Source organism: Pseudomonadota bacterium (assembly GCA_039033415.1).
Taxonomy (GTDB): Bacteria; Pseudomonadota; Gammaproteobacteria; order Xanthomonadales; family SZUA-38; genus JANQOZ01.
Genome location: JBCCCR010000015.1, coordinates 64137 through 86336, shown reverse-complemented (window position 1 = coordinate 86336; position 22200 = coordinate 64137). Strand labels below are relative to the sequence as shown.

Below are 22200 nucleotides of genomic sequence, written 5' to 3'. Positions count from 1 at the left end.
CCGCAACATCCGGTTACCCTAGCTGGGGCAAATACTTATAGTGAAGCGGCGGGCGATTTGTGAGGATGGAGGCTAAGGACTTAACCCGATCAGGAAGGAGGTGGAGTGATGGGACGCTCCGTATCCAACACCGATTTGGCTGCGGGTCTGGCCGTGGATACTCCCGCAGATCCCGACTGCGAACAGGCATTTTCCAAGGCTGGGCGTCGCGCAATCGACCAAACGGTCTACGTTGTCGACGATGATGACGCCATCCGAAGCGCGCTGACGCTGCTGCTTGAATCTGTCAACCTGAAGTGCCTGGCGCTTGCTTCTGCCCAGCAGTTTCTCGATGTATACGACGGCCGGCCTGGGGTGCTGGTTTTGGACGTCAGGATGCCGGAGATGAGTGGCCTGGAGCTGCAGCGGGAACTCATGACGCGAGACTATCGTCAGCTGGCACTGATTTTTATGTCGGGCCATGGCGATATTCCGATGGCGGTCGAGGCGCTGAAGCTCGGCGCCGTCGATTTCTTGCCAAAACCCATTCGCGACCAGGACCTACTTCATCGCGTAAACGAAGCGCTGGAACAAAACCGTGCGGGCCACGAATCCGCGCTGGAGGCTGACGAGGTCAACCGGCGGATCGACAGCCTGACGCCTCGGGAACGGCAGGTGATGGCGCTGATTGCCGATGGTCAAGCCAATAAGAGTATCGGCCTGGAGCTTGGGATTTCTCCGCGGACCGTAGAGATTCACCGGTCGCATGCCATGGAGAAGATGTCGGTTCGCTCGGTAGCGCAACTGGTGCGGATGCTGGATCGCGTCGGGTCTTTTGACGAGGCGCGCAATCGTATTGCGCTCGCCTGACTCGGCGTTCTTGCTCCGGCATCTACGGCGGCAGCCCGGCTAAAACAGCTTCTGGTCGCCAGCCTCTTGACCGGCCATACCCTCGGTCAGCACGCGCTCGTAGTGATCTCGAAGCGTGATTTTACCGGTGCTGGGTGTGGCTGATTCGTCGTAACGCGCGCGGTCCTCGTCCCAAAGCAGCATCGATTCGGTGGCGTAGTACCGTCCGATGCGCGCCAGCTCCGCCTTGGCCGCCAGGGCCGGAATGATCTTGCTGAGCGGATTCAGCAGGCTCAACGCCACCGAGAAAAGGGCTGGGGGCACGCGCTTGAAGCGCGGCGGTTGGCCCGTCAGTTCAAACAGCATCTCGCCCTGCTCGCGCGGTGTCAGGGCGGGTCCCGGCCCACCGATGGGCAGCACTCGGTTTTGTTTGTCCTCATCGACGAGACACTGAACGATAAACGCCGCCAGATCATCCTCAGCGATCGGTTTGCACGCGGTCAGCGAGCCGTCGCCAAACAACAGATAGGGTTTGCCTTGCTGCACGCGAGGAACTTGACCCGACAGGGATCGAAAGAAGGCGGTGGGTCGGACGATCGAATAGGTGAGGCCGGCGGCTCTAAGGTCGGTCTCAAACGCGAGCTTGGCCTGCTGAAATGCGAGCTTCGGCCGTTGTACGCAGATTGCTGAAAGCAGGATAAAACGATTTGCTCCGAGCGCCGAGGCAACCTGGAGAAGATTCCGATTGGCCTGATAGTCGACACGCCAGGCGTCTTGGGCGACGCCGCTGCGCGACGCGATGCAGGAAATGATGGCCGATGTATTGACGCCGGCGAGAGCCGTCGATAGCTTGTTGGGGTCGTCCAGTTCGGTATGGATTACCCGGCAGCCGGGCGGCGCCTGATCCGGTCTGCGCAGCGGCGCAATCACCTCATAACCATCGGCGAGCAGCTTGGCCGCCACCGCGCGACCGATGTACCCGGAAGCACCCGCCAGCAGCACGCGATGTTGGTTGGAACCCAAGGTTCTTACGTTATCGCTACAAGGCGCGAGGCGCGTGCGGGGTCCAGCACTATCTCTACTCGAGGCCGTTGCGAAAGACCAGGTCGCCGACAACGCTGCGGGTCACCGGCAGTGAGACGTTGCCGTCATCGTCTACCGCAAAAGCCGCGACGCTCAGTCTCGGTGATTCGAAATCCACCATCGGCAGTTCGCCGCCCCAGCGACCGTTCCCCAGGTTGTTGAGCACCTGGGTGACCTCGCAGCTGCCGTTCATGCCGATCACCGCCACCACGCGGTCGATGGTGCCCGTAGTCGTGATGCCGCTTACGGTCAGGTTGTAAGCGCTGCCTTCCGTCACCACCGACGGTCCCTGGGTCGACTCGATCAAGGGGTCATCCCCGGCCAGCAGAATCCCGGAGCCAATTCGATAGGCGCCGGCTGACAGGCCGTCGAATAGCTGGTTGGGAACGTTGTTGCCGTCGGTGTCGATTTCCGGGTTCTGGCAGTCCGCGGCAAAGCGAATGCCGCTGCGGGCCTGACGGAAGGCGTCGAACACCGTGGCGCCGTTCAGCGTCTGCGACCAGAAGAACCGGGAAAACGACACGACGCCTTCCAGCGCGTTGGCCGCGACGTCGGTACCCGACGCGCTGGCGATCAGGAAGCGGCGGCCGTCCGAAGGACTCAGCTGGTTCACAAATTCGCCGGCCAGATCGCCGTCGACGATCACCGTGACCCGCCCCGGGTTTGCGGCCTCGGCGATGTCCAGGAACCCGTCCAGCGCTGCCGCGGTCAGCACGTCGCCGCCCGCAAGCTGAAAGCCGCCGCCGCCGCGGGGGCCGGTCAGGTAGACCGTCAGATCCTGGGTCTCGGTGGCGCCCCATACCGAAATGGCGTCTTCCACGTTGCTGAGGGTTGCGGTGGCGTCAAAACCTGCCACCGCCTCGGGCGTGAGAAACTGCACGGCGTCGCAGAGGGCGCTGTCGCAGGAGACGCCGTCCGGACCGTAGCCCTGCTGTTCCAGCGCCGCGTAAGCCAGGCGCGTGTTGGCGCTGACTCCCGCAAAGCCAGCGTCTGACTGATCGCCCCCGGCGATAATGACGGCGCGCCGCTGCAGTGGACTGTTGACGGTCACCGTGCTGATGCTCGGCACCGAGACGTTGCCGAAGCCGTCCTCGGCGTAGATTACGACCTGGTAGGTACCGATTTCGGAAAAGCCCGCAAAGGTCGCCGAGAAATCATCGCCGCTTTGCGAGTCTAGATTCACCGTGGGCAGTTCACTCACGGGGTTGTCGGCTGAGCCAGGCACGTAGCCGGGAGGAATCAATATTGCCCAGACCCGGGCTACGCCGTCGGAGTCGGTGACGCCGAACGCGGTCAGCGCGGTCTCGTTGCCGTTTGCGAGCGTGATGGGCGGAAAGACGCTGGTGATGATGGGCCGGGAGCCGCTGATGGTGGTGCCGTTGCCGATAAAGCCACCGCCGATCAGGTCGAGCACGGCAAAGTCCGCGGTTTCGTTCCCGATGCCGTTGCCGTTGCTGTCAAGGATTGGGTTTTGCGTGGGAAACGCCTGCTCGATCACCTCGGTGGCCGCCTCATAGGCTGCCTTGAGCGACTGCCCGTTGAAGATCTGCGTCCAGAACTGGTTGGAAAAGGACAGCGCACCCTGCGAGACAAAGTAGGCGCTCTGGTCGGCCCGTGCGCTGGCGATCACAATCCGGTTGGCGCTGCCGGCGCTGATCTCGTCGACAAAAGAGCCGGACTGGCACGCATCGTAGATCACGGTGATGCGCTGGCCGCCGCTGGCCTGCTGCCAGGTGTCCAGCCATTCGTTGAGTTGGGTGCTCGTGATCGTCTCGGTGCCGCTCAGCCGGAACGTGTCGTCGCCGCCGTGATCCACCAGGTAGATCACGAGCTCGGTGGCGTCCGCGGAAAAGGCTCCGGTGATCGCCGCCTCCAGTTCGCTGCCGATTGCCGGCGCGTCGATGTCGTCCTCGACGCCGTTCTGGTCCAGGTCGGCATTGTCATCGGACAGGTATTGGACACCATCCTTGTCAAACCCTTGGTTGAGCAGGGTGCGATACCCAAAGTTGGCGTTGACCCGGGTTGCGTCCCACAGGGCGTTGCCGGGGTAGGGGCCTCCGCCGGCAACCACAATCGCTTTAGGATTTTCTGTGGTGGTTAGCGCGCGCAGGTATTTCACCCGATTGTTGCGACCGTCGGCCACAACAATTTGATCGTTACCGAGATCGACGGCGGAGGAGTTAGTGATGTCGCGCACCTGCCCGGGGCCGATGCCCCGGGGCAACGGGGTTTCCTGGGTCAGCTCGCCTTCCAGCGTGTACCGTCGCAGTGCTCTCGAGCTGGTCACCAGCAGATCGCCGAGCTGCGTGTAGGTGATGTCACCGCCACTGTCCCCGATGTCGAAGTCTCGCTGCGGCACGCCGTCGCGATCATAGAAAACCACCCTGTCTTGTCCCAGTGCAATCAGGTGCTCACCATCACTCGTCAGCGACCGGATTCTGAAAGGGGCGTTGGTCTGCGGATTGATTGAAGTCCACTCGCGGCGGAAATCGTAGGTGATTGCGTCGAAGACTTTGACTGTATCGTTTCCGCCGTCTGTGAGAAAAAGCTCAACGTCGTCGATGGCGATCGGCAGCATGCCGATCCGTTTGCCGCAGCGCTGCACGAATTCCCCTGGGTTGCTGCCGGCGACCGTTGTCAGCGGCAGATAGGTCGTGCCGTCGCCGGAAAAATACTTCACGCCGTTGCAGTCAGCGACACCATAAAAGTTCTCCTCAAGTCCTGTAAAAGGCAGCCCCAGCTGGCCCAGGTTGGCGATGCTGGATGGGGTATCTAACGTGTCAAAGTTCGCCGTACTGCGGTCGTAAACCGTGGTCAATTGTCCCTGGGAGTCCAGGACGGATATTCGGTTGTTGCGGCCCTCGATGACATTCACGACGCCGTTGCGGTTATCGACGGCGATATCCCGCGGTTCATCAAAGAAACCCTCCTCAGGGGAGGCGCTCTGGAACGTGCTCAGCAGCTGGAAGGTTTTGCTAAAGCGGTGTATTGCAGAGATCGATCCGAGCAAGTACGTGCCGTCAGGCGCGAGGGTAATGGCGGGAAAAAAGTTGCTGCCGCTTGGTGGCGGGCTGAAACGAGTAACCAGTGCACCGGTTAGGGTGTCCAGCACCGCGACGTCACGTTCTGTTGCCACAACGATTTGGTTGCCGTCGGCGCTCATCGTCAAATCCTGGGGACGGGGCGTGTCGGAAACGGAGCCAAGGGTGCGGAGCAGAGTTCCAGAGCGGCTGAATTGCTGGATTTCGCTGGCGCAGGTGTGTGTCACGTAAATGGTGTCGTCGGGAGCGACAAATAGCCCTGTCGGCTGAATCGAAAAGGTGATGGGGCAGGTGCCCAGACCTTGAAAGCTCGACAGAAAATCAAAGTCAGCGTCAAAAATCTTGACGCTGTTGGCGCTAGCGTCAGGCACGGAAGAGTCCACGTCGAGGACGGCGAAGCTGCCGTCGCTCAGAAAGTCCATCGCGGCTGCCCGGATAATCCCGCCTGGGCCTCCCGAGCCGCCATCGGAAAGAAATCGAATCGACTCGAAGTTCTGATCCATCTGAACCACACCACCGAAGGTGGGGATAAAAAGCAGGTTGTTCCTCGCCACAAAATCAAAAGCGTTATTGGCGCCGAACGGCGAGCCGAGCGTGATGATTCGCCCGGTGCGGCTGAGCGCAAAGGCGTTGCCTTCGCTCACCGCAAAGACCGTATCGCCGACCGCAGCAATACCGTCAACCCCGTCGGAGAAATACCAGGGCTGCTGCAGTGCCGGCACGAAGCGCTCAAAGCGCAGAGATTGGGAGTGGGCGCTGCTCCAAACCAGCGGCAGAAACAGCATTACGAGCCCGGCTGTGCGGGCTGTCCAAGAGCGAGAAATCATAGGGTTAGCCTAACGGGATCCTGCAGAAAAGCTACCCGTTGTGGCGGTGCAGGGACTGTACGTCAGCGCGAAGCGTTACATCCCGTCATTGCGCCTTTGTTCGTGTCATTTGCTGTGACCATCCGGCGATTCGTGACGTCAGACGGCGGAAAGACAGGGCTGCCGTCCTCGCGGTAAATGCCCTCCGCAATCGCCAGATCGCAGGGCGTGAGGCGATAGGTCATCTCCGGGCTGACTCGGCCGCCGAACGTGGGGCTGTCGTAGCTACACACGCTGCGGTCTACGCGTGCGACGAAGTCGCCGTTGTCGTCGCGCCACTGAAACCGGCAGCCGTCGGGAAATCTGAGGAGCTTCTCCTCCGTGACCTGGGTGAGCTGCAGCGCCATGTCCCAGTTGCTGTCCAGCGTGACGCCGCTTTCCAGCAGCACCGTGGACCGCATGATCAGGTCGGTGCCTTCGAAAACATAAAATTTACGCTGCGCTGCCGGGCCGCCGAACGACTCCGTGCTGATGTGGTGATAGAAAATCTGGCCGCCCAACGCGGGCACCTTTAGCGGCACGATCCGATGATAGACAGGGCCCCGACTCCCCTCGCCAAGATAGTCGCCTGGGAGGAGCGCCTGTATCGCTGCCAGGGAATCGGCTTGATCGTTCGCCTGGCTGAAGGACCAGCAGCAGGTAGCGAGGACCGCGGCCAAAATGCCCACCCTCAGATGACGTTTGACGGCGTTCATGCGGCTGCCTCGGCAACCCGCTTGGCGAGCGGTTCGGGGAGGGCTTTGGAGAACCTCGTCATGTCCACCTCAAGCAGCTCTGGATGAACCGTACTGGCTTTCTGGAAAAACTCCGCCGGCAGCTGGTCGACGGACTGGAGCTTGCGACCGTTCCAGGTGGCGAACATATGGCCAGGCCGGTCGCCCATATCCATCCATTCGGGCCAGGGGAAAACGTAGCCGCCGGAGGTGCCGGTCGGGAGATCCAGAATGCTGTCGTCCTGAAAGAGCGAAAGCGGCGACCAGTTGGCCGACGTTTCGATAAACGTGGCGGGCCAGGAAGCCGGCGGCTGGCGCACCTGTTCGATCTTCATCAGGTCTCCTTCGATCAAAAACTGCTCGTGACGAATCCGCGGCGGCGCTTCCGGGCTGTCGAGTGGGATCACGCCGTCCGGCGTATAGAGGTAGCCAGGATCGCCGGTCAGGGTGATCGCGGGAACCGCAACCGTTTCCCCGGTGATCGGATTGACGGCGCTGTCGGTCCAGCGTCCTGTTTTGATGTCGCGGGGAAAAGACAGGTTGTGACCGCCGATTCGGTACATACCCGGCCCAAGGTTTTGATGATGGGAAAGCTCGATGCCCTCCCAGCGCACCACCGCTTCGGGGCGACGCCCGTCCTGCACGGCGTACATTTGAAAGTGGTACCAGAACAGAACGTCCGCGTTTTTACGCATATTGCGCAGGACCCGGAAGCTCTGTCGCTGATGTTCCAGCGGATCTTCGTAATTCACAAATTCGGATCGAATGCGGCCACCGGGAAAGGCGGGCAGCGCCGCCGGGCTCGCGAGCGCCATTGTGCCGGGTACGGCCGTCGCGCTCGCTGCCAGGGTTGCGGTCATAAATCTCCGCCGCTGGCTCCGAGTGGACACGGGCCGCTTTAAATTTGAGTGCAGGCCTCTTAAGGCGCGCGTCAAAAAATAGCTCATCGATTGATTCCTGGCAGGTTTGGCTTCACCGCAGACGCCCTGGCGCCCGACTCCGGTTCCAGAGTCGCCGCCATTATGGCCCAGTACCCGCGTCAATTTGCTTCGTCTTCTCATTTTGGCCATGCAAATGATAAGGGTTGTCAGAACCAACGCGCATGGATTCCAGCGGTCTTCTGCCTTGCGTCCGTAGACAAAATGCCGGAGCCTGTGGGTGGCGCAACTTGTGGGGTCTTGACCATGATCAGCAGACGCAGTTTGGTTTCCGCCGCCGGCGCCGCCGGAGGGGTTCTTGGAGGCAGCGCCTTAAGCGCGGAATCCGGGATGTCCGTTGCGCCGGCGGTGAGCCCGGTCGTGTCGGAGTTTCTGGATTTTGATGACCCGGTTGAGGAGTTTCGCGCGCACATGCGTATGGAGCGCGACCTCGTGGAAGAGCAGGGCACGACCCTGACCTGGTACCACTGGATTGTTTTTATGATCCCTGGGGGGCGGCGACCGGAGCCGCTGCTGCGCTACGAGGGAATCGAATACAGCTATTTCCGGCATCTCGGCAATAACAACTACCGAATTCACGCCCATAACCTGTCTTACCCGCGCGATCTCAAAACCAACAAGTTTACCGACAGTGTCATTAACCCGATTACGGAAAAGCGGGTTGAGGTTCCGGTATCGCTGCTGTTGAACGATCCCGGCACGATCGGCAGCCCAGCGGGCTTTCGTAATATGAATGGCGGCGGGTATACCCAGGACGTGTTTCGGCAGTTCCGCATTGAGAACGACCTCATCAAGCTGGACAGCGTGCGCAGTGCGCCGCCGGACTGGCCGGCCACCCACATTGAAAACTCTTGCCAGTGGGTCGAGTTCGACCTGTTTGCGAACCAGAGCATCACTTCTCTACCCGTGCATTTTTGCGGACATTACGCTTACGAGTATCCCAAGTGGCTGGGAATGCCGGAGGGCAAGGGTCACCTCTCGGGCTTCTGGGACGGCAAAAAAGTGAACTCACCTGCTGAACTGCCTCGGGAGATGCTCAATCGCATGGAGCGAGAGTATCCCGAGCTGCTGAAGCCGCGCTGGGACGAGTTTGATCGGCCGATTCCGTTCGAGGTCTAGCCAACTTAGCCTCTGCGTTTGCTGGATCAGGCGTTCAGCAGCACGGCGGGATCACGGTGCGTTGATGCCAGCAAGTATCAGATTCGGGAGGGCGGAGGTTTGCCACTCCGGGTGATAGTAGCCCAGCCGCAGAATCACCAGCTCTTCCTCCGGCAGCACGATCATCGTTCGATAACCTCCACCTTCCAGGAAAAAGAAACGCTCGCTTTCGACCGGCGGGCCGTGCGGCACACTCATTTCCTGGCCCTGGATGTAGGGCCGACGATCCGAGTTCGGCGGGTTCCCGACCCACAGCTGGAGTCCGTAGTTGGGATAGATCGCCGATGGGGTGGCCATTTGCTGAGTCCATCCCTCTGGCCAGATTCGCTGGCCATTCACCATCCCGTCAGTGGCGAGCGCCGCCCCGTAGCGAAGCCAGTCTCGCGGCGTCGCGCGAAAGCAGCAGTAAACCGCAGGCATGCCGCGCGGTCGGTCCATGTAGAGCTCCGCCGGGCCGGCGCCGAGGAGGCTCCACAGTCGATCGTTCAAATAGTCTTCGTAGGGAACGCCGGTGGCCGACTCCAGAACCGCCCCGATCAGCTGTGCGTTCGCATTCGACAGGCCGAAAAATGTACCCGGCGTGTTTTCCAGGTCAAAGTTGAGCGCCGCCTTGCGGAAGTCAGAGCTCAGCGACACCTGCGCGTTCTTGGCCATCGGATCGGGATCTCCGGCCAGCGGGGGGTTCTCCAGACCGCTGATGTTTTGCAGAAGCTGCCGAAGCGTGATCTTGCCTCTTGCGTCGTCGCGCCATTCGTTAAGGTACCGTCCGACTGGGTCGTCCAGGGACCCGATATGGCCGTCGCTCATCGCCACAGCGACCAGCGGCGGTAAGAGCGACCGGGTCATCGCGCGCCCGGTGAAAAGCGAGTCGGGTCCGATGTCCTGCCAGTAGCGCTCCAGCTGAATTTTGCCCCGATGGAGGATCAGAAGCGCAGCTGAGTTGTGGGCTTCAGCCCAGGCGGCGGCGGACTCAAGGGTATCGCCTGGAACGCTGCGCTCGACGTCGCTGGCTATGGGAAAAAACGCCTGCTCGTTGCCGGGCAGCTGGTGCTTGGGTTGGTAGTAACTGGCCGGCCACTCGCCCGGGTCCTTGGGCAAGTTGTGCCACCGGTACCAGAATCGCCAGTCAACGGTTGCTGCCCCAACAGCCAGCACAACCAATACCAGCGCTGCCATTGCTCCAACGACGCGGCGTTTTGCCATGGGCCTCCCCGAGGACTATCGGTAGGAAAAGTATTGCACACGGCCCGACGCCCAGCCTAGCGGGATTAGGCAGCCGCCCATACGTCAGGGGTATTGGCGCGGTTTACGGTTCTGGTGTTTCGTGAGCGCGCAGGCTGGCTTCGACAAAGGTCCGCAGCTCGCGATTGAAGCGCTCTGGCTGCTCGAAGAAGACGGAGTGTCCCGCGCCGTCGAAGACCGACAGACTGATGTTCTTGTGGGCTTTGGCCAGCGCCGCGCCGTCTTCCAGCTGTAGCGGGTTGTCTTCCGAACCCAGCGACAGCATCACCGGCATGTCTAGGCCGCCCAGCAAATCCTCGTTGTTGAACGGGCGCTGCATCATGGGGGTTCTTGCGTAGGCTGGCAGCATCTGGGAAATTGCGTCAAACAGACGCTTATCGTCGTCCGCCATCGGCGTGGCGGTAAGCCACCGGCTCATACCCTCACTCGCCTTGATCTTGTCCGCCAGATTCGGGCTTTGGCGTAACTTCCTTAGCCGGAGGAACTCTTCCGTATTTGGGTCGTTGGTCGGCAGACGAACCGGCACCAAAGAACCTAAAGCACCCGTCAGGTTGATGGCGACCAGGCCGTCTGCGCCTCGCTCCCGAATGTAGTCCATCAGCACCAGGGTGCCGTAAGACCAGGCCAGGACAACGGGATTTTGGATGCCGGTGGCTTCCATCACCGCGTCAACGTCATCCGCCCAAACGCTCCGGAGCTGATAGGCCTCCGGCGCCCAGGGTTTGCCGGAGGCGCCGTGGCCACGCAAGTCAAAGGTGACCAGGAAGTAATCGTTGGCCAGGTCGGAGTTCAGCTGGTGGACAAAGCTGTAGTGGCTTTGGCCGATTCCGTGAATAAACAGAATGGGCGGAGATTCCGGGTTGCCCGCGGTGACCACGTTGAGCGGGACCTCGCCGGCGCCTTTGACCGTGAGATGGGTCCATTCGGCCTGGGCTAGGGGGCTGAGGAGAAAGAAGAAAGCTAGCCGGGCAATTTTCACGGGCGTTACCTGCTGTAACAGAAAGCAGGTGCAGGATAGCAGGGGATAGAGTGGCGGAGAGAGAGGGATTCGAACCCTAGATACGGGGGCTAAAAGGTGTTGAATAGGCATTGATTTTTCAATAACTTAGCGATTCTACGAGCCCTATAGGACTCTCCAGTACCCTCCACAATCGACCGTGAATCGACCGCGAAACAAACGGGAGGGGTGTGCTTTTCGAGTCTTATAGGGCTAAAGAGCCTGTTTAGAACGGCTGATATACTGAAGGAATGAAGAGGATGACCAAGTTCCTGATTACAGGCTCCAGCCTGGTTTTAGTGAGCGGCGCAACAGCTTTGGGCCTGATGAGTCAGTGCCCAATTCCCGAATATGATGCCGTGGCTGAAAGCGCAAAGACCGATCAAGTAATTCGAGAGCTTCGTCAAAGCGCGAGAGGAACCGAACGGCGCGAAGAGGCTGTGATGGATGCGCTGTATCGCGTAGAAGAGATTGGGAAGTCGATCCAACAAGAAGATCAGCGCGCGGCGGAGTGCCGGCGTTGGATGCCTTGGATGGGTTGACGTGGGATAAAACCTCGGACACTTTTTCAGAAGTGCTGAGGTTTTGTACCAAATCGAGTATTCACAGTTCGCGAATAGCGATCGTCGCTCGCCGAGGTCTGAGACCTTGCAATTTCAAATCCTGAGTGAGTGTCCCGTACACAAAGCCACGGCGCCGGTTTGCCGCAGTCGTCGTGTCTGGGATGAGCAGAACGTCTCCTGAGCGGCCTACAGCGGCCCCCATGCTATCCAAACAGTTCACAGAGTCCGTTTCGTCGCCCCAGGCCGTTGCGGTTGGGATATCGCCCAGCTCCGTTACGGTGCGCTTCAGCTGTCGCGTGCGGCCGTCTCGGGTCAGCTGCCGGCCGTAGGACTGTGTCGACGGGTCGATCAGCTCGGTATTTTCCGTGTGAGTTGTCACCGAGCCGCTAAGGTCGATCGCCGGACCCGCCCAAAGCCGCGAGGCCGAGATCGTCTCTCCGGTGCTAGCGTTGGTATTCCACAACATTCGAATCCCCGTGGACTCAAGCGGGGTCGGCAAATACCAGACCCCGTGGCGAGCGGCTTCGTCGTCTTCCCAAACAACGCCAAGAGAGTCAGCAAGATTGGACCAAGAGAGCGCCGCATTTCGGTTCTGTAGGACGAAATCCGCCGGATTAGTTAGAACTGCATCGTGGTCAAGCAGGGCAACCACGCTGAGATCGACGGAATCGTCCCACTCATAGGCGATGCCGTTGGCGCCACCCGACACCGGGACGACGGGGCCGACCCACTTTGAGTTTCGATTTGGGTTTTGAAGGTTGGCTCCGGACCCCGGCACGCCCGGAACGTTGTCGCCGTTGTCGAAGACGTTGACCGTCGCCGTATCGATCAGGTTCAAATAGCTGATCACCGTACTCATTTGGTTTCCTCGATGGTCATCTGCACGCCCCAGTAATCGCCGCCCTGCGTTTTCAATTCAGCTTGGGCGGCCAGTCGGCCGTAGGTGAATCCCTTCTGTGTGAGGTACCCGTCGTGCGCGCTGTCATTCGGATCGTCGACGAATGGAACAAACAGCATCTCTTGCCCGACTGCGAGCTCGCGCACGGCTTCGAAGAAGTTATTGGCGGTGTCGTTCCATGCTTCGTCGGTCGTGACAAGCGGCACCCGCACTGTCCACTTGCGGTAACGCACGCCTTCGCGCTTGAAGCCGTAGCCGAGATCGGAACGGTTCATGCGGCCGGTGTCTGACCACGATGCCTGGGCCGTGCCCGGCAGGTCCCATACGGGGCCGGACCAGACCCGGGCGACCTGCTGGAACTCACCGGACGCCGCGTAGACCCGCAGGTCAGTATTGCGCGCGGTAAAGGACGAGGCGTGCACTTGAACATAGTTCGGCTGGATCAGTCCGGTCTCATCGACGATCGTGCCGATGTTGATGAAGTCGGACACCCAGATTGAGGCTAGCTCGGTGTCGTTGCTCACACTGCCCGACGGGCCCGCAACGTCGCTACCGAGGATTGCCTGGATCTGGAAGTTGGGCGGCAAGAAGAGTCCAGCGTTCACCACGTCGAATTCGCACTCAACGCCGGCAGCCGCAAAGGGCACGCGAAAGACTGACTCGAGGCGCGGGTCTAGCAGGTTCGCTGCAGGCAGCGTCGGCGTACCGCCAGACACATCGAGGTCGTCCGCGCTCAGTAGATCGAGCACGTTGTCCCAAGCGATAAACATTACGCGTCCGTGGGGTAGGTGTCGGCGAGCGAGACCGAGCCGGCCCCAGTCGTGATTAAGACGAAAGCGCCAAAGCTGCCGGCGTTGCGGGTTCCGTCACCGTCGGGGCACCAGATCTCCGGCTGTTGGCCAAACGCCAAGCTGCCATCGTCGCCGCCGTAGACTGGCCGGTTGTACTTGTCGAAGAACCGGCGCCGCACGGCGGGCTTGCTGAAGTCGAGAAAAAGGCCGGTGCAAATTCCGAGATGGCAAATGGCGCCGTCAAAAGCGTTGACGTTGGTCTCGATCCCCGCCACACCGATGGTCTGTTCCCCAGCGCTAAAGTCGAGGCTTTCTCCGGTAGAGACAGTATCGATGGACAGGTCTGGTGACTCGTTGAGATAGAAATGTCGCTCGCCGTTTTGCGTGTCAATCGCAAAGAGCAAGGCGTACCAAGCGCCGCCGACCAGGCCGGACGACAGCGAACGCAATCCGGCGATACTGGCTCCGGAGCTGTTTTCACCGGCGACCCATATGCGCTCACTAACGCCGTCGTAAAGAACCTGAACGCCGCGGCTCCCCCAGTCGAACAAATACTCCTGACCTGATGACAGCGACGCCGGCAGCTGAAAGGCAATGCAGCCGCTGACCAGCGCGTTGTCGACGGTTCCGCCTCCGTGTCGGTAGTAACCTAGATCTCCGGAGCTGTTGCTGAAAGATCGGGCGGTGGTCTGGTAACGCTTGAAGCCCGGTAGGGCGCTGTCATCGGTCGGGCTGGAGTTGGATATCGTGCCAGCGTCCTGCTCCACCGTTCCTGCGCCGCCTGTCCCGCGATTAGGCGCTCGGCCGTCCGGAAACCACAAGGTTGGCGCTGTGCCATTGAGCAAAGACCCATCGTCGCCGCCGTCAAGCGGGCGGTAGTAGCGGTCGAAGTACTGCAGCGGAACTGCTGGATCCAGCAGATCAACAGCACGATCGAACCAAATTCCAACGTGGCTGATGCTGCCCCCGAAAGTTTGCGTGGTCCCGAGCCCGCTTAGGTTTGCGATGTGCGCGATCGTACCGGGGTCGATCGAGTCGGACGTAAACGTCGTGACGGTCGTGGGGTATGCCCGGCCGTTTATCCACACCAGGACTTGATCGAGCATATCGATCGCCAGCAATACCGAATACTTCGCACCGTTGACAAAGCCCGGGGCTTGAACCGCGACGTTCAGCCTTGTGGTCCCGGCATCGTTCTCGCCTACAATTTGCAGGTCCCCGTTGAACCGAACCCGCGCGTAAAAATCACCTGCCCCGCCGTTCTCGATGCAGCGGAAAATCATTTGTTCGGAACCGGTTGCGTAGTCATCCGCCTGCATGCAGAAACACACGGTGATCTGATTAGAATCAGGCATCGTAAGCCCGAAAATTCGCGTGGACTGGCTCCCGGTGTATGCCGTCGCTTCGGTCCGATACCGAGGTGCCGTTCCCCATAGCGTCAGCTTGGTCACGCCGGTCTGATAGTTCGCGTCGACGCCAACAACGAGCAGGTCCGTCCCGGAGTCCAGGCCGTAGCGGTCCCCCAAGAGGCGGACGGTCTGGCCGGGCTGTAACTTGGCAAGGCTCGGGTCGAGCGCGCCGGTGATCTCGTAGAAGTAGCGCAGCTGACCGTAAAGCCCGACTTCGTGATCGATCTGCAGCTGCGGGGAGCCATCATAATCGCGCAGCAACGTGCCGCGCGGGGCAGCTGTCTTGGCGAAGCTGTAGCCCGGCGCCAACACCTCAACGTCCGAAGCCTCGACGATCTTGAGGTAGTCCTGAGTGAGCCGCTGGTTCTCGTCTTCGAGCACCACGCCGGCAACGTCACCGTCCCGCAGCGGGTGCCAGTTACGATCGACTCCTAGTCGGGCGCTAAGCCCCGGGGCTCGATCTTGGAGGATTTTCAGGTCGCCATTGATCTCGCGAAGATCCACAACTGTCGGCGTTGCGGCTGGCAGGGCGGGGCGAAGCTTGTCGACGTGAAACTTTCCCTCGTTGTCGACGTACGAGAAGCCCGCAAAGCTGTTCGTCACCTGCTCCAAAGCCTGGCGAACGGTGATCGGATCGTCGGGATGAACGTAGAGATTCAGGGCGTACTCGATCTCGCTTTGCAAGCTGACCGCTTCCGTATCGTCAAAGTCATCGGCCTCGAAGCCCGCGCGAAAGATCAAATCTCGAACGACATCGGGAACGTCATCTGACGTGTCCGGCTGGACGCGCTCGATAGTCAAGTTGTCCAAGACAATCTGACCCGGGTTCGTCGGATCACCGAACGACAATACTTGGATCTCGATTGGCCCCGGCGCTCGAGCGGGCGCGACGAAAACACCGCTGTAGGTTCCCGCAGCCAACGGGTGCACGGCGCCGGCACCCAATAGGTTTTGGCCCGGCAGCTGGAAAGAGTTGACCGTCAACCGGACCGACTGAATACCTTCTGTTGGATTGACGTTGTTGGATTCGGAAACGACGGTAATGGTGTACTGGTACTCTTCACCGGGAATCAAATCGATATTCAGCGATGTCGCGAGTTGGTCTGTGTTTTGACTCGGGTTTGTGATCAGGGACGCCGTGAATTCCACCTGTCCGCCCGCGCCGGATTCGGCCAGCGTTCCGGGGTTTCCGATAAACCCCGCGGTATAGGTCCAGCCGTCAGGGACTCCGCCGGTCCAATTTTCGAAATCCCCGACACCGTTTAGCTCGTCGGTACCTACAACGCTGAAAGCGGCTGTCGACGCCGTAAATATTGAGGCCGTTATTTGACCGTCCGGATTATTCGTCAGGGTGAACTGATCGAATACCGTGGTATATCCGGGGTTGTCGGCGTTGGGGGGCGCCAACACAGCACCGCGGTCGCGAACGTTGACGATCTGCGTAAGCTCGGTGGGGTTGGTCTCGTAGACAAGATTTGGGGCGTCAATGATCACTGGGCGCACGTTCTCGCAGTTGCCGATCGCCAAAGGGCGAGATAAACCCGTCAGAAGAGGGTTTGCCTGAGACCCGTCGTAGGTCTCGCTCAGCAACGGCACCTCGAGCTTGACCATCTTTTCGAAGGTCACTAGCTCTAATTCGCCGCGATCACGAATATCCACCCGGTCAATTAGGGCGACCGAGATGCGGGTCGCACTACTAATTGTATCGGAAGAAATTTCATGAACAACTACTGCTTGGTCGCGCAAATCCCGCGTGAGAAGGTAGTCGTACCTGCCATCTGAATTCGCTATACGAATACTGCTGGTGCTCCGCGAACTCTCGGTGCCGTCCCAGATAATGCAGCCGATCCGCCAGTTGATATTGATCTCGCGCGCTAGCCGCCCTTCGATCAACGTATTCGCGGGGCTGCCGGCGTTCGACGTCGTATAGCCGATGTCCGCCACGTATTGAGGCGCGCTCACGCCGTTCACGGTGTCGAGGAACTCGGCGACAATCCTTGTCGTCATTTCTGTCTCTCCCTGTTGCCAAGATCGCGGATCTCATCCACGAGCGGTTGAACCGCGTTACGGAAGTTGCCCGGCAGGTCGTCGATTCCATCGGCGATCTCAACCAGCGGCTCTTCGAGCAGCGTGAGATCGTTCTTACGACCGTCCGGCGTCGTCTCGTCTTTCGGCTCCGTGATCGGCCGACCGCTGGCGATCTCTCGCAGCAGGCTGGTCTGAACGTCCAAGATCGAGTTCGTGTCGGCCAGCGTCACCTCGCCGCCCAGCAGATCCGCCGGGTCAATGTCGACGTCGTCGAAGAGCGGTGCGAAGATCTGCTGAATGGTTAGCGGCAGGTCCAGCACGGCCGCACTGAAGGCATCGACGGCCGTAGCGAACGTCGAGTCGGTATCGGCGTCTTGGATCGCCTGTAGGAGCGGCTGCAGCTGATTGCTGAGCTCCGGAGGCAGACCGTTGACGGCGTCGACGAGCAGCGTGTTCAAGAAGCTGTCGTTGCTTCCCAGCGAGCCTAGGTCGAGTCCTAGGTTGGTCGACAGGTCGCTCAGCTCGACGTTGAGCGTGCGCGCAAGGTTCAGCAGCTCGTCGGCCGCGTCCTGGCTCAGGTTCGCGATATCAATACCCAGCGCGGACACTAGATCGGCAAGATCAATACCGAGCTCCTCCAAGGTCGCCTCGAGCGTGGCGCCAGTGGCCGCGCTCAGATCCGCGACGTTCTGGGCCAACTGCTCAGCCAGCGCGCGCCGGCGGTCTTCTTCCTGCTGCGCCAGCAGTCGATCTCGCTCCGCGAGCAGCGACTGGAGCTCAGCATTGAGCGGACTGGTGCCGCCCCCGCCACCCCCATCGCCGGTGGGTGCCGTCACGTTCAGCCCGTTTAAGGCGTTGGTCACGAAGTTGAAGATATCGGTGAACGCGTCGGAACTTGCAAAGAAATCGCGGGCTTCTGTCAGGAACTCGCGGGCAATATCCGGCAAGTTGTTCAGCGCATCGACGTCGCCACCCTGCGCCGCGGTCAGCGTATCGAGGAACTGACGCTCCGCTTCGTTGACCCGCTGACGCGGTGTCAGGGTCGTCAGGCTCTCGTCGAGCAGAAGATCATTAACGAACTCGGTGATCCGCTGTAGACCGCGTGCGATCTGCTCGAACAGTCGCTGCGCACCGTCGGCCGCTGACTCAAAGCCGCCGCTTGTTTGCGCCTGGAGCTCAGCGATGCGCGCCTCAATCTCAGTCAGGGGCGTCCCAAACAGCTGGGCGCCGAGGTCGAGCGTGCTCAGTCGCAGCTGATCGATCAGCTGTTGCTGCTGGAACGCAAAGCGCGCTTGAACTTGAGCCAGCTGGTCGGTGTCAGCGCCGAGCGCCCGGGCTTCGGTCATCGCCTCCCGGAAAGACTGCGCCAGTGCCGTCAGCTGCTGCTGGAACTCCGTCTGGCCGGATGACCGGACCGTCTCGTCGAGACCCTGCAGGAGCTCGCGAAGGCTGTTGACCCGCTCTTGCTCGAGCTCCGCGGCTTCGGATCGAACGTCAGCCAGCTCGCGCTCGAGGCCGGAGATCGTCGCCAGCACGTCGCCGAGCTGAATCAGCGTTGCCAGCCGCTCCGGCGTTGCGCCGCCGTCGATCGCTTCGGTCAGGATGTCGCGGAACTGTGCGCCGGTGATGCCGGCCGACAGGTTGGCTTCCGAAAGCAGCTGGTTACGGATCGTCGCCGCCTGATCGAGCTGCAGCTGCAAGGCTTCTTCGGGCGAGAAGAACTGTTCGACGATGTTCGTGAACGCCTGCCCCGCAGCGTCTAGGCCGCCCAGCAAATCGACGAGCTCCGAGCTGAAGCGGACGAAGCCCTCGCGGGTGCCTTCGAAGGTGCCGTTGAACGCCCGGAAGACGTCTTCGGCCAACGCTGTTGAGTCGACGAGCCGCAGATAGGTCTCAGTCAGTGTCTCGCTGCCGAACGCCAGCGACTCGGTCAGATCGGTGAGCTCCAGCAGGCCGCCTTCGCCTCGCAGAAGCGCTACGCCGCGCTGAATGTCGTCTTGAGCGACTAGCAGGAACTGGGCACCTTCCAGTAGGAGCTCCGCGTTGTCGCGCCAGCGCTCAGCGATGAACTGCACTTCGTTGACCGACTCGACGGTCTCTCCGATCACTCGGCCGAGATCGACGCCGCCGAAGCTGCCCAGATCGCCCAAGAACTCGCGGCCTACCAAATCGCCCACGGTCAGCTGGCGGGTGACCTCCCGGTCGCCGACCGCGCCGGCCAGCGTGCCCAGCAGGTTTTCTGCGAGTACGCGCGTCGTGAACTCTTCGAAGCTTTCCTCGAACGTCCGACCCAGCACGCTCGAGACTGAGCGCACGAGATTGCCGTCAGCGTCGAACTCTTCTTCAAAGTTGCCAGCGATCAGCTGCGGGATGGCCACGCCAAGGCGGCGAGCGGAGTCTGAGATGGCGTCGGAGACTTCGTCGAAGAAGAGATCGAGCTGCCTCTGCGCCGCCGGGTCCAGATCGCGCTCGATCGTTCGCCGGGCGGTACCGCGGAAGAACGACCGCTGCCGTGACTGATTTTCGAAGGTGCCGCCCGAGAAGCCGCCGGCGCCGAATGAGAAGTTCCGGCCGCTCCCATCCGTTTCGAAGTTCGTGCCCAGCAGGCGGCCGCCAAAGATCGAATCGACCGCGGCGACGGTTTGCGCCACTTGCCCGACGATACCGGGGATCTGCGACGCGACTTCGGTCAGCGCGCGCAGGGGCGAGTCTGGATTGTTTCGGAAAGAGTTGACCGCGAACGCGCCGAACTGAGCAGCGCTGTTAACGGCCGCCGCAAGCGCCTCGCCGCCTTGCCGCGATGCCTCCCGGAAGCCGTCGACGATCGCATCGAAGAACTGACGGAACGAGCCCGCACTACGTGCTTCGTCGAAAGCGTTCGACAGCAGCTCTTGAAAGTTCTCGATCGCCCGGCCGTCCCCGGTGAGACCGAAGAGCCCGGGAACGGCGAACACGTCAGGATTCTGCGCCAGCTGCAGGCGGCGGTAGAGCTCGATCAGTGTCTGAACGACGGTGCTCTGCTCGCCGAACTTCTCGGTCGCTTCTTCGATAGCGATCTGCACCCGAAGCAGCTCTTCGGCTTCGAGGTCGACCATCACGTTCCGGAACTCTTTGAGCACAACGTTGTACGACTCGAGCTCTTCCATACTGGCTTTGTAGTCGTCGGTCAGCTGCTGAAGAGCCTTGCCGAAGCTTCCGTCCGCAACGGCGCCTGCAGCGACCCACGCGGCGGTGAGCTCTTTCACGTCCGTCGCCAGCTGCTGCAGTAGAGCTTCTTGCGGGTTACCGCCGGAAGAAATCTGGTTCGTCAACTCGAAGTACTCGAGCTGCGCTCGGTTCAGTTCCTCTTGAGCTCGCTTCTGCGCTTCCAGCGCTGCCGTGTTGTCATTGAGGTCCGCCAGCTGCTTGTTGAGCACGCGAGACGAGAGCTCGATGACTTTGGAGAAACCTACAACGTCTTTGCTGCCGCCTTTCTCGAACTCTTCGTTCAGCTTGGCGACGCGCTGGTTGTACTTGAGCACCGCGCCGGCTGCCGGATCGAGTTGCCCCGTCAGCGCGGCGATCTCATCGGCGAAGGTGCCAAGATCCATCTGCTCGACGTTGGTGTCAGCGTCCTGCGCTGCGCCGGCCAGTCCGCGAATCGATTGTGCAAGGTTGTTGACACCGAGCACGCTTGCCACGGTCTGAACCGCGAACTCGCCCACGGTGCCGGCCAGTGGCGACATATCGCGCTGAGTTTCACCGACCGTGCGGCGGAGAATCGAAGTTGCGTCGGCCATCTCACCGAAGCGGCGGACGTAAAGATCGCCCAGGTCGTCGGCCGACACGCCCAGCTGCTGCAGACCGTCGAGTACGCGATCAATCTCAACCTGGGCTCGGTCGATGTTCTCGCCGGCAATGCCGCGCTGTTGTTCGGCGCCAATGCCGCCCAGGTCGGTCCGGCCGATTGCGCGGGCTTGCTCTGCTTGGAACCCTTCGATAGCGCGAGACAGCTCATCGAGACGATCCAACGCGTCGTCAATCGCATCAGTCCGAACGGTCAGGTCGATCTCGGAGCCTTCTAGCAGGCGCAGGCGCTCGAGCACCTCATCGGTCTTCTCAACGGAGACGGCCGCTTCTCGGTTGAAGAACGCCCAGCCCGCAGCGATGACGCCCAGGGTTGCGGCGACGCCCAGTCCGACCGGGCCGCCCAACAGCAAAAAGGCTTTGCTCAGCACTGCCGTCTTGACGGTCGTCGCAGCGATAGCGGCTTCGATGCCCAACATGGCGAGACCGAAATTGCGGACGGTTTGAACCGCGGCGATCAAGCCGGCAACAAGAGGGGCGAGCGCGCGGACGCCGGCAAAAAGGAGAATGCCGGTAGCGAGCGTGTCGAGGTTGAGGGCAACGAACTGAAGAGACTCAGCGAGGAAACGGACAACCGGGATAACTTGGTTGCCTTCGCCGATCAGCTGAGTGAATGAGTTGCGCAGCTGCGTAAACGCACGGCGCGCGGTGAGAGGGAGGTTTTGGAATTCTCGTTCGATGGCGACGGCTTGGCTCTCGAGAGCGCCCAGCACGACCTCGGCAGTGAGCTCGCCAGCGTTCGCCATCTCGCGCAACTCGCCTTGAGTCACGCCCAGGCCGTCGCGCAATGCTTTCAAGACTCGGGTGCCTTGCTCAGACACAGATCGAAATTCGTCGCCGCGGAGGGCGCCGGCGGCCAAGCCCTGCGCCAGCTGAATGATCGCGGCGCTCGTCTCCTGGGCGGAGGCGCCGGACACGGCGAACGCTTGGTTGATCGTTTCGGTCAGACGCAGGATGCGGGTCTGACTGGTGCCGAGGTCGTCCAGAGAGATCTCCAGGCGGCCGTACAGGTCAATCGTATTGCGCAGCCCCTGCGACGTATCCTGAGCGATCCGGAACGTCTCTTGTTGAGCTAGCAGGAACTCCTGCTGCGTCTCCGTGACGATGCTGAGGCGAGCCTGCAGATCATCGTACTGATCAGCCAGACGGATGGACTCGAAGACACCGAACGCGGCGCTCAAGTTGCGCATCTGGTTGGTCAGTGCAAACGCCGCTTGCCGGGCGATGAGGGACGATCCCGCAGACGCGCGCAGTGAGGCGCTGTAGCCCTGCGCCGTAGCGGTGCCGGCCGCCATCGTTGCGTTGAGCTTGCGAACTTGATCCTGAGTGAGACCAAGCGCGCGCACGCCGCCGCGGGCGTCGCCGGTGACGACGATGCCTGTTTGAAAGAACTTGGTAGTCAACGACGTCTCCGGCGGGTCTGCTGCTCGCGCTCGCGCTTCTTCTCAGCCCGTTTGCGCTGCTCGGCCATCTCGGCCATTGCGCCGGCCTCGATGTAGCGAAGGCGGTTGAAATGTGAAGAGCGTTTCTTCTTCGCAATGCCCAGGGTGGTCATCACGGAATGCACGGCGGTGTAGTCCAAGCCGGTGTACCCGCCCATCGGCGCGATGCGCCATTGAGTCGTACAAGCCTGAAAGACACCCCACGCCAGCCAGTTGTTGTAGAAGATTTCGAAGTCGGGCTGAGAGCTCGCTGATGCCTGAGCGCTCCGGGCAGCGATTGCCGCCCGGGACGCCTCGTTCATCATGGCCAAGTCGGTCTCGTCGTAATCTTCGAGGCCCGGTTCCTGGGTAGTTCCA

At 61.0% G+C, this 22200-nt stretch carries 14 protein-coding genes; 3 read left to right on the top strand and 11 right to left on the bottom strand.

The window, feature by feature from the left end; translation table 11 throughout:
* Positions 1-108: 108 nt before the first annotated feature.
* Positions 109-849 carry a response regulator gene (locus AAF358_13825; GenBank protein MEM7706633.1) on the top strand — a complete coding sequence of 247 codons (741 nt, stop codon included), beginning with the start codon at positions 109-111 and terminating at the stop codon, positions 847-849.
* A gap of 39 nt (positions 850-888) precedes the next feature.
* Here AAF358_13825 and AAF358_13820 read toward each other — a convergent pair whose 3' ends face one another.
* The 4 genes from AAF358_13820 to AAF358_13805 all read right to left on the bottom strand — a co-directional run bounded on the left by AAF358_13820 (position 889) and on the right by AAF358_13805 (position 7391).
* Positions 889-1851 (bottom strand): NAD(P)H-binding protein, encoded by a 963-nt coding sequence (locus AAF358_13820; GenBank protein MEM7706632.1) that lies wholly within the window; start codon positions 1849-1851, stop codon positions 889-891.
* A gap of 55 nt (positions 1852-1906) precedes the next feature.
* Positions 1907-5779: a C13 family peptidase gene (locus tag AAF358_13815; protein MEM7706631.1), complete on the bottom strand. Its 3873-nt coding sequence runs from the start codon at positions 5777-5779 to the stop codon at positions 1907-1909.
* A gap of 62 nt (positions 5780-5841) precedes the next feature.
* The gene (locus AAF358_13810) at positions 5842-6513 is read right to left on the bottom strand and encodes a hypothetical protein (protein ID MEM7706630.1); all 672 of its coding nucleotides are present in this window, start codon (positions 6511-6513) and stop codon (positions 5842-5844) included.
* Complete coding sequence (locus AAF358_13805; GenBank protein MEM7706629.1) at positions 6510-7391, bottom strand: DUF1838 family protein; 882 nt, start codon at positions 7389-7391, stop codon at positions 6510-6512. Before AAF358_13805 ends, AAF358_13810 begins: the two co-directional genes overlap by 4 nt.
* A gap of 324 nt (positions 7392-7715) precedes the next feature.
* On the opposite strand from AAF358_13805, the gene AAF358_13800 reads away from it, so the two are divergent.
* Positions 7716-8588, top strand: coding sequence for a hypothetical protein (locus AAF358_13800; GenBank protein ID MEM7706628.1), 873 nt, complete (start codon positions 7716-7718; stop codon positions 8586-8588).
* Positions 8589-8639: 51 nt separating this feature from the next.
* Here AAF358_13800 and AAF358_13795 read toward each other — a convergent pair whose 3' ends face one another.
* Both AAF358_13795 and AAF358_13790 read right to left on the bottom strand, forming a co-directional pair.
* Positions 8640-9830: a serine hydrolase gene (locus tag AAF358_13795; GenBank protein MEM7706627.1), complete on the bottom strand. Its 1191-nt coding sequence runs from the start codon at positions 9828-9830 to the stop codon at positions 8640-8642.
* 103 nt (positions 9831-9933) lie between these two features.
* Positions 9934-10848, bottom strand: a complete 915-nt coding sequence (locus tag AAF358_13790; GenBank protein ID MEM7706626.1) for an alpha/beta hydrolase — start codon at positions 10846-10848, stop codon at positions 9934-9936.
* A gap of 278 nt (positions 10849-11126) precedes the next feature.
* Here AAF358_13790 and AAF358_13785 point away from each other — a divergent pair, with 278 nt between their 5' ends.
* Positions 11127-11408, top strand: a complete 282-nt coding sequence (locus tag AAF358_13785; GenBank protein ID MEM7706625.1) for a hypothetical protein — start codon at positions 11127-11129, stop codon at positions 11406-11408.
* Between the two features lie 61 nt (positions 11409-11469).
* Here AAF358_13785 and AAF358_13780 read toward each other — a convergent pair whose 3' ends face one another.
* The 5 genes from AAF358_13780 to AAF358_13760 are packed head-to-tail and all read right to left on the bottom strand — an operon-like array spanning position 11470 to position 22148.
* Positions 11470-12288 carry a hypothetical protein gene (locus AAF358_13780; GenBank protein MEM7706624.1) on the bottom strand — a complete coding sequence of 273 codons (819 nt, stop codon included), beginning with the start codon at positions 12286-12288 and terminating at the stop codon, positions 11470-11472.
* Positions 12285-13097, bottom strand: coding sequence for a hypothetical protein (locus AAF358_13775; protein ID MEM7706623.1), 813 nt, complete (start codon positions 13095-13097; stop codon positions 12285-12287). The genes AAF358_13780 and AAF358_13775 overlap by 4 nt, the downstream gene beginning before the upstream one ends.
* Entirely contained in the window at positions 13097-16534 is a 3438-nt protein-coding gene (locus tag AAF358_13770) for a hypothetical protein (protein ID MEM7706622.1), read from the bottom strand. Before AAF358_13770 ends, AAF358_13775 begins: the two co-directional genes overlap by 1 nt.
* On the bottom strand, positions 16531-21804 hold the full coding sequence (locus AAF358_13765) for a tape measure protein (GenBank protein MEM7706621.1): 5274 nt from the start codon (positions 21802-21804) through the stop codon (positions 16531-16533). Before AAF358_13765 ends, AAF358_13770 begins: the two co-directional genes overlap by 4 nt.
* Positions 21801-22148 (bottom strand): DUF1799 domain-containing protein, encoded by a 348-nt coding sequence (locus AAF358_13760; protein ID MEM7706620.1) that lies wholly within the window; start codon positions 22146-22148, stop codon positions 21801-21803. Before AAF358_13760 ends, AAF358_13765 begins: the two co-directional genes overlap by 4 nt.
* Positions 22149-22200 lie beyond the last annotated feature (52 nt).

Coding starts and splice junctions, on each gene's coding strand:
- AAF358_13825 (MEM7706633.1), top strand. CDS start 109: ATGGGACGCTCCGTATCCAACACCGATTTGGCTGCGGGTCTGGCCGTG.
- AAF358_13815 (MEM7706631.1), bottom strand. CDS start 5,779: ATGATTTCTCGCTCTTGGACAGCCCGCACAGCCGGGCTCGTAATGCTG.
- AAF358_13810 (MEM7706630.1), bottom strand. CDS start 6,513: ATGAACGCCGTCAAACGTCATCTGAGGGTGGGCATTTTGGCCGCGGTC.
- AAF358_13805 (MEM7706629.1), bottom strand. CDS start 7,391: ATGACCGCAACCCTGGCAGCGAGCGCGACGGCCGTACCCGGCACAATG.
- AAF358_13800 (MEM7706628.1), top strand. CDS start 7,716: ATGATCAGCAGACGCAGTTTGGTTTCCGCCGCCGGCGCCGCCGGAGGG.
- AAF358_13795 (MEM7706627.1), bottom strand. CDS start 9,830: ATGGCAAAACGCCGCGTCGTTGGAGCAATGGCAGCGCTGGTATTGGTT.
- AAF358_13785 (MEM7706625.1), top strand. CDS start 11,127: ATGACCAAGTTCCTGATTACAGGCTCCAGCCTGGTTTTAGTGAGCGGC.
- AAF358_13780 (MEM7706624.1), bottom strand. CDS start 12,288: ATGAGTACGGTGATCAGCTATTTGAACCTGATCGATACGGCGACGGTC.
- AAF358_13775 (MEM7706623.1), bottom strand. CDS start 13,097: ATGTTTATCGCTTGGGACAACGTGCTCGATCTACTGAGCGCGGACGAC.
- AAF358_13770 (MEM7706622.1), bottom strand. CDS start 16,534: ATGACGACAAGGATTGTCGCCGAGTTCCTCGACACCGTGAACGGCGTG.
- AAF358_13760 (MEM7706620.1), bottom strand. CDS start 22,148: ATGATGAACGAGGCGTCCCGGGCGGCAATCGCTGCCCGGAGCGCTCAG.